The following is a 12,257-nucleotide window of genomic DNA, read 5'->3' on the forward strand; positions in this document are numbered from 1 at the left end:
CTGGGTGGGAGAAAGACCCGGCGCCGAAGGCGCGGAAAAAAGGGAAGCGCACCCCAGGTGCGCGGAAAAGGGGACGCGAGCCCCATCGCGTAAACCCACAGCGGGAGGCGTCCGGGTGGCGGCGCGCCCTCGCACACCCCGAGCACGGCACGGCGACCGCCACCCGGCTCCGGCGAACAGAAAAGGAGCCGACGCCGGACCGCGACCCGCACTCGCCGAGGAACCACCAGCGTCAGGGGGCCTCGACGTCCCCTCGCGACGAATCGCTGGAGTCAAGGGTGATCAAGCAACCACACCACGTCAACACCTGGTCTGAGCTTTGCTCGTTATGCCCTATTTGTGACGGCGCACGGCGCTTCATACGCTCCCATGGCGCTCGCGGCGCCCATCGCGCCCAACGCGCCGATCGCCCCCGCGCCGACCTTGAGGGACCGTGCGCGGTCCACCTCGCACCAGATGCGCTTGCCCTTGCCCTCGGGCTGCCAGCCCCAGCGGTCGGCGAGCCCGTCCACGAGCTCCAGGCCGCGGCCGTTGGTGTCGTCGCCGTCCGCGTGCCGGGGACGCGGCGGACAGGCGCTGCTGTCGGCCACCTCGACCCGCACCATGTCCGGGCCGGCGTCGCAGAAGAGCATTCGCAGAACGGCCGGACAGCCGGTGTGCACAACGGCGTTGGTGACGAGTTCCGAAATGAGAAGAATGAGCGTTTCAGCCAGCGGCTCGTCCGCTCGTATTCCCGTCCCCGCGAGCCGCGAACGGGCCCATTTCCGCGCTCGCCCGACCTCTGCCGGGTCCGGCCGTACCTCCAACTGCACCTGAAGCACCTGCACCGCTCACACCATCCGAACCGGCGGACACATCGCCTCGCGTCTCCACTTGGCCACAGAGCGTGACCTCGATGGAGCACAGCATGGTTGACGTACAGTCACCCCAACAAGCGCTTCAGGCATATTCCGGCGCAAAGGAGTATGCGTACTGCATACTGTGCGACGCGCGCCGCGGGGAGTCGAACAGCGGGGCCCCATGCGCCCCCGACCGGTACGAGCGGCGCACCGGCGCCGCCCTCGCGTCGCCACACCGGCGACACGGGGATCGTTGCGCCTCAGAACCACTCGCACCCCACGGAGAGTACCCGAGGGCACGGCCGACTCCACCCTGTGACGAGTCACGGCTAGGACACAACCCGATATCGACGCTCCGTTACCAAATGGGTCCGACGAAAGGCACATTTCGGGGATGCCCGTTTACGGAGCGACATCATGGGCGATCAGTAGAACTGCCGGTCGTGCCGTCGTACGGGGGTCCGCACGGCGCCGCGGAGCACCTCGCGCCCGGTGGCCGATCGAGGCGCCGGAGGTCCCCGTCGGCGGGTGGCGAGGCCGTACATCGCGCGCCGGTACGAGGGCGGTCGGGCCCCGTCGGCGGCGCCCCCGAGCGGGCGTCACGCCCCGCGCCCATCGAACGCCCGCCCCGGCGCCGCCGCCGTATACCGCACCGCGCGCGGCGCCCGTACTGCCCGAAATCTGTGCACACAGGTCATTGACCGGCTGAGAGCCCATTGATCCCTCGGCGAATAGGGCGTATTTGCACGGCTATTGGGGGGATATTTCGACCATCTCACCCGGCCGTGCGCCCCGTCGTGCGCCCGGTCGCGGACCGTTGGCGGCCGCGGGAGGTTCCCCGAAGGAATGAATGCTCAGCGTGATGGCGTATCGGTACGGCAGCGTCCGCCTGTCAACTCACCGTAACCACAGGCCGTCCGGGCGGGCGGCACAACCGAACGGCGCGGCGCCACTCGGGCCGGCGGCGGACGCTCGGACCGACGACGGGCGCTCAGGCCGGCGGCGGGCGCTCAGGCCGACAGCGGGGTCGTGTCGGGCCGGCCGTCCGCCGGCTCCGGCGCGGTCGCCGTGGCCACGTCCGGGTAGACGTCGAAGAGCCGCCGTACGCCGAGCGCCGAGAGCACCCGGTTGACGTGCGAGCCGTCCTCCGCCCCGTGCGCGGGCAGGATGAGCCGCAGCCGGCCGCGGCAGGAACGCAGCAGCTTACGGGTCGCGATCAGCACGCCGACGCCGCTGGAGTCGCAGAAGAAGACCTCGGAGAGGTCGAGCACCAGGTCGCGGCGGCCCTCGGCCACGGCCTCGTGCACCTGCTGCCGCAGCGACGGCGCGGTGGCCAGGTCCATCTCACCGCTGACCCGGATGACGGCCCACTGCCCCCGTACGCCCCTCGCCACCCGCAACGTCACGTGCCCGAAGCCCTTCACTGTCCGGAAGCGGTCCTTCCTCGCTCGGCTGCCCGCCGGGTCGTCCATGAAACACCGCGGCACTCCAGTGTCGCTCGACGCCCCGGCGCGGCCGCCGCCGGGGCGTTCGGCGCCGGCACCCGGGGCCGCCCGGGGCCGCTCGGTGCCCCGGGGACGTCCCCTCATAGCACCCGGGGTCGCTCAAGGGGTGCGCATTGCCGCAAAGTGGAGTGCGTTGTCGGTCCCTCCGACTACATTCGAGGGGACGCTGGACACGAAGAGCGCATGGGCAGCGACGGAACGGCACGGGCGGCACAGGGATGGGGGCCGTATGGCGAACGACGCACCACCCCGCTGGGACCGGAAGATGCAGCAGCGGCTGGCTCGGGGCGAGGCGGCCGCGCTCGGTGAGCTGTACGACCGCTTCGCATCACTGGTGCACAGCCTCGCCCATCGTGTGCTCGGGGACGAGGACGCCGCCGACCGCGTGACCCGCGAGGTCTTCGGCTATGTCTGGGAGAACCCGGACGCCTTCGACCCCAAACAGGGCTCGCTCCGGTCCTGGGTGGCGGGCCTCACCCACCGCCAGGCGGTCCATCGCCTGCGCCAGGCGGAGACGGCGATGGTGGCGGAGGGCGACGCCGGCACGGCGGCCCAGGTGGAGCGCAAGGTGCGGGAGGCGTCCGCCGCCGCCCGCGCGGACTACATCAGGACCTCCATGCCGGCCCCGCTGCGCGACGCCCTGGAGCTCGCCTACTTCCAGCGCCGCGACTATCGCCAGACGGCCGCGGACCTCGGCGTGACGGAGGACGAGGCGAGGCGCCGGCTCCGGCTCGGTCTGCAGTTACTGTCGACCGCCAACCAGGACGCGCCGGCCCGGGCCGCTTCGCCTCCCAGCCCCAGGAGGGCGTTGTGAGCGGACCGATCGAGCCCAGCCGTCCGGAGCCGGACGACCACGGCTGGGACGGCCTGTGGGACGGACGGCCCTGGCGCGGGGCCGGCCGCGACGGTCAGGGCTCCGAGGGCCGCGGCCCGGACGGCGGCCGCGCCATGAGGAGCGGCCGGAACGGCGACGGCGGCAGCTCGGGCCACGGCGCCGGCGGCGGCCCCAACGGCGGCAGTACGGATGGCCGCGGTACGGGCGACAGCGGTACGAGTGGCCGGAGTGCGGGCGACAGCGGTACGGGCGGCGGCAGCGGCCCGGGGCGCGATCACGGTGAGACCGGCAGGAGCGCCGGGCGCCCGCCGCGCATACCGCCTCCGCGCTCCGCGCCGGACGACGCGCCGCCGCTGGTCGGCCTGCCCGGGAACACGGGCAGCGCCGAGGCGATCGCCTCCCCGGCCGCCGAGAGCCACCCCGCGCGCCCGGCGCTCTACGACCACAAGGTGCTCAAGTCGCTGCTCGGCGCCTGGGCGCTGTCCGCCTGCTCCGGCGAGGAGACCGCGGCCGTCGAGACGCACCTCACCGACTGCGCGCCCTGCGCCGATGAGGCGGTGCGGCTGCGCGAGGCGGTCGGCCTGCTGCAGAAGGACGACAGCCTCGACCTCGATCCGCTGCTGCGGTCCCGGGTGCTGGAGGGCTGTCTCGGCCGCCGTCCCGCGCGCATCCCGGTGCCGGAGTGGGCGGCCCCGTACGACGCGGAGACCGCCCGGCTCGACGCCCTGCTGCGGGACATGGGCGAGGCGGAGTGGCGGGCCCCGGTGCGGCTGAAGTGGTTCGACGGCGAGCGCGGCCTGGCCAGGGACGTCACGGTCGCCGGGGTGATCGGCCATCTGATGTCGGTCGACGGCCTGGTGGCCAGCGCGCTCGGCCTCGCGGACCCGCTGGGCGACGCGGTGCCGCTGGGCGCGCCCAGCTCTCCGACGGCGCGCACGGAGGCGTTCTGGCGGATGGAGTCGGCGGTGCCGGCCGGGGCGATCCGCGAGCCCTGGCGGGACCAGGGCCACACCCTGATCCGTACGGTGTCCTTCGCCGGCCGGGGCGTGGCGGAGCTGGGAGTGTCCTACGGCGACTCCGAGCTGCCGCTGCGCGACTCGTTCCTCGACCGGGCCTTCGAGTGCTGGATGCACGCCGGTGACATCGCGGAGGCCGTCGACTATCCGTACGAGCCCCCGGCCTCGGCGCATCTGCACCGGATGATCGACCTGGCGGTGCGGCTGCTGCCGACGGCGCTGGCCAGGCGCCGGCGGGCCGGGCTCGCGGGGCCGCCCCGGCGGCTGGTGGCCGCGGGCTCCCCGGGGCGCACCCTCCATCTGGAGATCGAGGGCAGCGGCGGCGGGAACTGGCACATCGCCCTGGACTCACCGGCGGCGGTGGGCTCACCTGACCACGTGGTGGCGCACATCGCGCTCGACGCGGCGGAGTTCTGCCAGCTGGCGGCGGGGCATGTGCCGCCGGACGAGGCGGCGGCCGGTCACGAGGGCGATCGCGAGGCGATTCGCGATGTGCTGGGAGCGACGGCCTCGCTCTCCCGGCTCTGACGCCGCGCCTCTCCGCTGGAAGCCGCGCGCCTTCTGCGCGCGGCTTCCGCCGGACCGCTAGGCGAAGATCACCGTACGGGTGCCGTTCAGCAGCACCCGGTGCTCGCTGTGCCACTTCACCGCGCGGGCGAGCGCCTGGCACTCGACGTCGCGGCCGAGGGCCACGAGCTGCTCCGGGGTGACGCCGTGGCCGACGCGGGCCACTTCCTGCTCGATGATCGGGCCCTCGTCGAGGTCCGCGGTCACATAGTGCGCGGTGGCGCCGATCAGCTTCACACCGCGGGCGTGCGCCTGGTGGTACGGCTTGGCGCCCTTGAAGCTCGGCAGGAAGGAGTGGTGAATGTTGATGATCTTCCCGGCGAGCTGCTTGCAGAGGTCGTCGGAGAGCACCTGCATATAGCGGGCGAGCACCACGAGCTCCACGTTCTCGGCCCGCACCAGCTCCAGCAGCCGCGCCTCGGCCTCCGGCTTGTTGTCCCGGGTGACCGGGATGTGGTGGAACGGCACGTTGTAGGAGGCCGCCAGCTCGGCGAAGTCCGTGTGGTTGGAGACCACCGCGGCGATCTCCACCGGCAGGGCCCCGATCCGGGAGCGGAAGAGCAGGTCGTTCAGGCAGTGCCCGAACTTGCTGACCATGAGGATGATCCGCATCTTCTCCGCGGCCAGATGGATCTGCCAGTCCATCCGGAAGGAGTCGCCGATCGCCGCGAAGCTGGCCCGCAGCTTCTCCAGGGTGACCGGCGCCTCGGCCGAGAAGTGCACCCGCATGAAGAACAGCCCGGTGTCGTGGTCGCCGAACTGCTGGCTGTCCTCGATGTTGCAGCCGGTCATGAAGAGGTAACTCGACACGGCGTGCACAATGCCCTGTTTGTCCGGGCAGGAGAGGGTGAGGACGTACTGGTCGGCGGCTGCGGCGGGGCTGGACTGCGAGGCGTTCATGACGCTATAGCGTCGCACATCCGGCGGGGTCAGACCGCCCGGGTGAGCATCGCCAGCACATCCAGCGAGCGCGGGGGCGCGTCCGGGTCGTCCCCGTCGTTGACGGCCAGCCGGACGTGGGCCTCCCTGGCGGCCCGTACGGCCTCGGGCCAGCCGTGGTGCTCCAGGTACGCGGCGACCGGGGCGTCCGCCCCCACCTGGTGCAGGATGCGCAGCACCCTCAGCACGGCCACGTCCACCAGGGCGGCCTCCTGCGAGTCCCGGAAGATCGTGCCGACGTACTTCTCCGCGGACCAGTTGTCCAGCCAGGTGTCCTCCACCAGCCGGTAGACGGCGTCGGTCACGTCCCCGTACCCGGGGCGGCCGGCCAGCCAGCACTCCTGCTGGAAGACGGGGTCGGAGAGCATGTGCAGCGCGGAGCGCACATTGCTGCGCCAGCGCCACCACGGCATGTCGTTGAGCGGCATACCGCTCATGGTCCTGGAGCGGCGGCCGTTGCGGGAAGACTTCTCCGAACTGTGCACGGCAATCGATCGTACGTTCCCTCGATCGGATGTCGGACAGGGCCCTCCGACCCGGCGCCCCGCCCGCCCCTTCCGACCGGCCGTTCACCCGGGCGTCATCCACGGGCCCTCGGTCATCGCTCGGGCGTTCCCCCTGAGGCGGAATCGTCCGGTTCCATGACCTTACGGCGACGCTCCCTCGCCCCTCGTCCGGCTCGTCGGGCTCGTCCGGCTCGTCCACCCCGCACCGCCCGTACGGTCCTCGCCGCGGTCTGCGCCCTCGCGCTCGCCGGCTGCGGATCGCTGCCCGGGGCGCTCGGCGGGTCCGCCGACCGGGACACGGGGCCGATCACGGTCATGACCTGGGCCCCGGACGGCACCGCGGCCACCAACATGCCGGGCATGCCGGCCATGGCCCAGGCGTACGCCCGCTGGGTCGACGCGAGCGGCGGCCTGCGGGGGCGCCGGCTGCGGGTGCTCACCTGCAACGAGCGCAACGACACGGTGGAGGCGGGGCGCTGCGCCCGGCGGGCGATCGACGAGGGCGCCATCGCCGTCGTCGGCTCGTACAGCCAGCACGGCCGGTCGTTCATGCCGCCGCTGGAGGTCGCCGGCATCCCCTACATCGGCGGATACGGCATCTCCACCGAGGAGCTCGGCAGCCCGCTCTCGTACCCCGTCAACGGCGGCCAGGCCGCCCTCCTCGCGGGCAACGGCCGGCAGCTCGCCGGCGACTGCGAGCGGGTCTCGCTGGTGCGCCCCGACACGATCGCCGGCGACCGGATGGCGGCCCTGCTCAACGCGGGGCTGCGGCAGGCGGGCCGGCCGGCGGCCACGGACGTGCGGGCCCCCGAGGACGCCTCGCAGTACACCGAGCAGGCGCACCAGGCGCTGCGGGCCGTGCACGGCGGCGGCCGCCCCTGTGTCACGGCGGCGCTCGGCGAGCGGACCGACGCCTTCTTCGACTCGTTCCGGCGGCTGCGCGCGGACGACTCCCCGGTGCGGATCGCCTCGGTGCTCGGCAGCGTCCGGCAGTCCCTGATCAACCGCACCGGGGGCAAGGAGGGCGCACTGGAGGGGGCCTCGGTCACCGGCTGGTACCCGGTCGCCGACGACGCACGCTGGGAGCCGATGCGCAAGGTCGTACGGGAGCACGCCTTCAGCGACAACCGCGTGGACGCCTCCGACCCCGGCGTCCAGACCACCTGGATCGCCTACACGGTGCTGCGCGCGGCCGTCCTCTCCCTCGGCGACGGGCCCGTCACGGCGAAGAGCGTGCGCGGGGCACTGGACGGCGGCATGGGCAAGGGCGTGGACACGGGCGGGCTCACCCCCGAACTGAGCTGGGGTTACGAGGACATGCTGGCGGTGCCGGAGTTCCCGCGGGTCACCAACGCGATGGTGACGTATCAGGTGGTACGGAACGGGCGGCTGGTGTCGGCGGGCGGCGAACCGGTGGACGTTGCGCGGACGCTGGAGCGGTGAGGGGTGGGGGTGAGGGCTCAGCGGTGAGGGGTGAACGGTGAGGGGCGAGGGCGGCCGAGGTGCCGTTCCGTCACCACCGAGCGGATTGCGCGGTATGTACGGGCATTTCCTGTCCCGTGCGGGCGTTGGCCGGTGGGGCACGCGGTCACCCGGTAGCGTGACCCGACGCTTCCGTAGGTACGCGCAGGTATAGGAGTTCCGGTGACGCACAGCGGACAGGGAAACGAGCCTCTGCCACCGGCGGCACCACCGGTGCCGCCGATGCCACCGGTCTCGCCGGCCCCGCCCGGCACACCGGGTGCGCCCGTGCGCGAGGGCGCGGTTCCGCCCGCCCCGGGCGGGCCGGCCCTCCCTCCGCAGGCTCCGGCCCCACCGGGCGGACAGCCGTGGGGCGGGGCGTGGGGGCCGCCGCCGCCCGCGAACCCGCCGGGCGGCATGCCCGTTCCGCCTCCCCCGCAGCAGCCGCCCCGGATGGCCCACCAGGCCGACGCGGAGCGCACGCAGTACCTGCCGCCGCAAACCGACGCGGAGCAGACGCGGCACCTGCCCCCGCAGGCGGCCGCCGAGAGCACGCCGTATCCGACCCCGCAGGCCGATGCCGAGCGCACGCAGTACCTGCCGCCGCAGTCCGGCCCCGTACCGCCTCATTTCCCGCCGCCGCGGGACGGCCGTGGCGATCAGGCCGACGGCCGGTCCGGCCGCCACGCCGGCCCCGACACCACCACGCACGGCGACGCCCACGGCACTGCCCACGGCAGCGCCGAGGAAACGCAGTACCTGCCGCCGCTGGTCAACGCCGATGAGACCTCACTGCCGCCGGGCGCCGCGGGCGGCGACGACGCCCAGGCCACCCAGCTGATACCGCCCGTCGGCCGCGCGCCCCTGCCGCCCGAGGCCCCCGTGACCCCGGGGGCCCGGCCGCTCCCGCCGCGCGGCCCCGTGCCCGACGCCGACGCCACGGCGGTGATCGGCGCGCCCCTTTCGGGCGACGGGACCCCGCGTACGGGAACGCCCGCGCGTGGTCTGCCCGCTCAGGGCCCGTCGACCGCGCACCCGTCCGGACCCGGCGCCGGCCCCGCGGGCGAAGTCCCCGGCTCCCCCGGCTCCCCCGGTTCCCCTGGTTCCGGTTCCGGCTCCCCCGGCACCGGCAAGCGCCGCCGCCCGCCCGCCGAGTTCGAGGGGCTGTTCCGGGACGAGCCCGCCCCCGAGTCCCTGGCCCGGCCCGGGGACCAGCCCGGGGACCAGCCCCTGGGCGCCACCCAGTACCTGCCACCCGTCGTCGACGACCCGGTGGACCGGCCCCGGCGGGCCCGCCGCGCCGCCCCGCCGCACACCGCGTCGCCGCACACCGCGCCGGCCACCCACCCCGTATCCGGCGGCCCGGCCGCCCCGGCGGACCGGCACCCGGGTGGCCGGGCCGAGCGGCGCACCGACACGGGCCGGCGCGGGCTGCGGCCCGCCGTCCTGGTCGGCATCGTCGTCGCCGGCTGCGCCCTCGCGGGCCTCGCGGCCGGCGCGGCGATGAGCGGCGGCGACGATGCGAAGAGCACCAACAGCCAGAACACCGTCGGCACCGCCCCGACCGGAAAGGCCACCGCCCCCGCGCCGGGCGCCACCACCCCCGCCCCGGCGGACGACCCGGTGAAGACCCAGGCCGTGGCGCTCGACGGGCTGCTCAAGGACAGCAACAGCAGCCGCGCATCGGTGATCAAGGCCGTGGACGACATCAAGAAGTGCGCCAACCTGACCCAGGCGGCCAAGGACCTGCGGGACGCCGCGACCCAGCGCAACAATCTCGTCGAGCGGCTGTCCAAGCTGTCGGTCGACAAGCTGCCGGACCACGTGGCCCTGACGACCGCGCTCAACGGCGCCTGGAAGGCGTCCGCTGCGGCCGACGACCACTACGCGGCCTGGGCGGACGAGGTCGCGGGCAAGAACGGGTGCGACAAGGGCAAGGCGAAGTCGACCCCGAAGGCCGTGGCGGGGAACAAGTCGAGCGCGGACGCCACGAAGTGGAAGCGGGAGGCGTCCCGCCTGTGGAACGTGATCGCCACGCAGTTCACGCTCACCCAGCGGGACCCCTCCCAGCTCTGACGCCGGTCACCGGCGGGCGCCGCCGGCTCCGACCGGGCTCACGGGCCCGCGCTCCCGGGGCCGGGCCCAGGCCCCGGGAGCGTCGCGCCCTACGCCGCCCGGACGTCCAGCAGCGCGTCGAACTCGCGCACCGCCGGCTCGTCCCGATAGGGGTCGAGCCGCTGCTGGAAGTCCTCCAGGTACTCCGTGCCCCGGTTGGACCGCAGCGTGCCCAGCAGTTCGACCGCCTTGCCGCCCGTGTGGCACGCCTGCTCGATCTCACGCTGCTGGACCTGCGCCGTGGCCAGCAGCAGCATGCCGATCGCCCGGCGCCGCACCCGCGACTCGGGGTGCCCGTCCACCGCCTCCTCCGCCCGCCGCCGGGCCGCGTCCGCCTGGCCCAGGTCGCGGTGGCAGTGCGCCAGTTCGTCCGCGAGATAGGCGTGGTCGAAGTGGGCGATCCAGGACGGGTCGTCGCCGGCGGCGCCGGCCGCCCGCTCCATCGCCGCCACCGCGCGGCCGGCCACGACTTGGAAGGCCCTGGCGTCGCCCATCAGGGCGTGGCCGCGCGCCTCTGCGGCGCAGAACATCGCCTCGGCCCGCGGGGTGACCTGCCCCCGCGCGCCCTCCTGGGCGGCGCGCGCGAGCTGTGCGATCTCCCGCGGGTTGCCGAGGGAGGCGGCGAGGTGGCTCATGCTGGCGGCCAGCACATAGCCGCCGTAGCCGCGGTCGCCGGCCGCCTGGGCCAGCCGCAGCGCCTGGATGTAGTACCGCTGGGCCAGGCCGGGCTGGCCGGTGTCCACCGCCATGTAGCCGGCGAGTTCGGTCAGCCGTGCGACGACGGCGAACAGTTCCCGGCCGACGGTCTCCCGGTAGGAGCCGCCGAGCAGCCCGGACACGACGCTGTTGAGGTAGTGCACGACGACGGGCCGCACGTGCCCGCTGCCGAAGCGGTGGTCGAGTTCGACGAGTGCCTGGGTCATCGCCCGTACGGCCTCGACGTCGGAGCGGCCGACCCTGGCCCCCGCGGAGCGGGCGACCTGGGTGTCCGCGCCGGTGATCAGCCAGTCCCTGCTCGGTTCGACGAGGGCGGACGCGGCGACCGTGGAGCCCGACAGGAAGTCGCGGCGCCCCACGTCACTGCGCCACAGCTCGCACACCTGCTCGATGGCGCCGACGACGGTCGGCGAGAACTGCAACCCCACGCCGGAGGCGAGGTTCTTGCCGTTCGCCATCCCGATCTCGTCGATCGTGACCGTGCGTCCCAGCTTCCGTCCGAGCGCCTCGGCGATGATCCCCGGGGCGCGCCCGCGCGGCTGCTGGCCCCGCAGCCAGCGGGCGACGGAGGTCTTGTCGTAGCGCAGGTCCAGGCCGTGCTCCGCGCCGCACATGTTGACGCGGCGCGCCAGTCCGGCGTTGGAACAGGCGGCCTCCTGGATGAGCGCCTGTAGCCGTTCATTGGGCTGACGCGCGACGAGCGGCCTCGCGGCCATGGGCTACCCCCTTAATTCACGTCCGTACCCGGGCCGAACTTCCGGTCCGGACACGGACAGAGTCGCTGATGATCTCTGCCCCGCCCGTATGCCGTGAATTCCTGGTATTTCTGCCGTTCAACGACTTCGGACGATTCGGCGGGAGACTCGTGCGCAAGTGCCGCAGTACGGACTACCCGCTCTTCCCGGCACATCAGACATGCGCGCCCCCACCCATGCACCCATGCGCCCCACGTGCGGGAACGATGCTCCCCGGCCGACCGCCTTGCGCCCCGTAACCCTTGTCTGCAAGGGGAGTTGTGATGGGCGTGGAAGAGACCATCGGAGTGACCGGAACTCCCCAGATCCCCCAACAGCGCGGCAACCAGCTCCTGGACGCCGCGGCGCGGTATGCCGAGCAGCGGCATTGGGATGTGTTCCCCGGCACCTGGCTGGAGATCGAGGACGGCGTCGAGCGCTGCTCCTGCGGTGATCTCGCCTGTCGGGCGCCCGGTGTGCATCCGGCCCGCCCGGACTGGGCGACCCAGGCGACGGGCAGCGCGGTCGTGGCCCGGCGCGCATGGTCGAAACACCCTCTGGCGTCGATCCTGCTGCCGACGGGGCGCACGTTCGACGCGCTGGAGGTGCCGGAGGCGGCCGGCTGTCTGGCGCTCGCGCGGATGGAACGGATGGAGCTCCCGCTCGGGCCGATCACCTGCACGCCCGACCGGCGGATGCTCTTCTTCGTGCTGCCGGGCGCGGCGGCCAAGGTGCCGGACCTGGTACGACGGCTGGGCTGGCCGCCGAACTCCCTGGACCTGATCGCCCGGGGCGAGGGCGACTACGTGGCGGCCCCGCCGACCCGGTACGGCACCTATGGCTCGGTGCAGTGGGTGCGCCAGCCGACGGCGGTGAACCGCTGGCTGCCGGACGCGGAGGAGCTGCTCAGCCCGCTGGCGTACGCGTGCGGGCGGGAGGCGGCGGCGGCCCGCTGCCGCTGATTCCCCCCACGGGTCCCCGGCCCCGTATCGCCGGACCGCGTGGACGCCCGCCCCCGTACGC

At 73.7% G+C, this 12,257-nt stretch carries 10 protein-coding genes; 5 read left to right on the top strand and 5 right to left on the bottom strand.

Annotated features, from left to right (window positions below):
* Window positions 1–326: 326 nt before the first annotated feature.
* Window positions 327–827 carry an ATP-binding protein gene (locus ACSNOD_RS20685; RefSeq protein ID WP_436768479.1) on the bottom strand — a complete coding sequence of 167 codons (501 nt, stop codon included), beginning with the start codon at window positions 825–827 and terminating at the stop codon, window positions 327–329.
* 1,022 nt (window positions 828–1,849) lie between these two features.
* Window positions 1,850–2,245 (bottom strand): STAS domain-containing protein, encoded by a 396-nt coding sequence (locus tag ACSNOD_RS20690; RefSeq protein WP_436768480.1) that lies wholly within the window; start codon window positions 2,243–2,245, stop codon window positions 1,850–1,852.
* Between the two features lie 328 nt (window positions 2,246–2,573).
* On the opposite strand from ACSNOD_RS20690, the gene ACSNOD_RS20695 reads away from it, so the two are divergent.
* Window positions 2,574–3,158 (top strand): sigma-70 family RNA polymerase sigma factor, encoded by a 585-nt coding sequence (locus tag ACSNOD_RS20695; protein ID WP_436768481.1) that lies wholly within the window; start codon window positions 2,574–2,576, stop codon window positions 3,156–3,158.
* 134 nt (window positions 3,159–3,292) lie between these two features.
* Window positions 3,293–4,723, top strand: a complete 1,431-nt coding sequence (locus ACSNOD_RS20700; RefSeq protein WP_436768488.1) for a maleylpyruvate isomerase N-terminal domain-containing protein — start codon at window positions 3,293–3,295, stop codon at window positions 4,721–4,723.
* Between the two features lie 57 nt (window positions 4,724–4,780).
* On the opposite strand, the gene purU is transcribed toward ACSNOD_RS20700, so the two are convergent.
* Window positions 4,781–5,662 (bottom strand): formyltetrahydrofolate deformylase, encoded by an 882-nt coding sequence (purU, locus tag ACSNOD_RS20705; protein WP_436768482.1) that lies wholly within the window; start codon window positions 5,660–5,662, stop codon window positions 4,781–4,783.
* 29 nt (window positions 5,663–5,691) lie between these two features.
* Entirely contained in the window at window positions 5,692–6,138 is a 447-nt protein-coding gene (locus ACSNOD_RS20710) for an SCO4402 family protein (protein WP_436768483.1), read from the bottom strand.
* A gap of 204 nt (window positions 6,139–6,342) precedes the next feature.
* Between ACSNOD_RS20710 and ACSNOD_RS20715 the strand changes: the two genes are divergently transcribed.
* Both ACSNOD_RS20715 and ACSNOD_RS20720 read left to right on the top strand, forming a co-directional pair.
* Window positions 6,343–7,650 (top strand): ABC transporter substrate-binding protein, encoded by a 1,308-nt coding sequence (locus ACSNOD_RS20715; protein WP_436768484.1) that lies wholly within the window; start codon window positions 6,343–6,345, stop codon window positions 7,648–7,650.
* Window positions 7,651–8,085: 435 nt separating this feature from the next.
* Entirely contained in the window at window positions 8,086–9,744 is a 1,659-nt protein-coding gene (locus ACSNOD_RS20720; RefSeq protein WP_436768485.1) for a hypothetical protein, read from the top strand.
* Between the two features lie 89 nt (window positions 9,745–9,833).
* Here the strand turns inward: ACSNOD_RS20720 and ACSNOD_RS20725 are convergent, their stop codons facing one another.
* Entirely contained in the window at window positions 9,834–11,216 is a 1,383-nt protein-coding gene (locus tag ACSNOD_RS20725; protein ID WP_436768486.1) for a transcriptional regulator, read from the bottom strand.
* A gap of 302 nt (window positions 11,217–11,518) precedes the next feature.
* Here ACSNOD_RS20725 and ACSNOD_RS20730 point away from each other — a divergent pair, with 302 nt between their 5' ends.
* A complete protein-coding gene (locus ACSNOD_RS20730; protein WP_436768487.1) occupies window positions 11,519–12,196 on the top strand; it encodes a bifunctional DNA primase/polymerase in 678 nt (225 codons plus the stop codon).
* The last annotated feature ends 61 nt before the right edge of the window (window positions 12,197–12,257 follow it).

The organism is Streptomyces sp. URMC 123, from assembly GCF_051386515.1.
GTDB lineage: Bacteria > Actinomycetota > Actinomycetes > Streptomycetales > Streptomycetaceae > Streptomyces.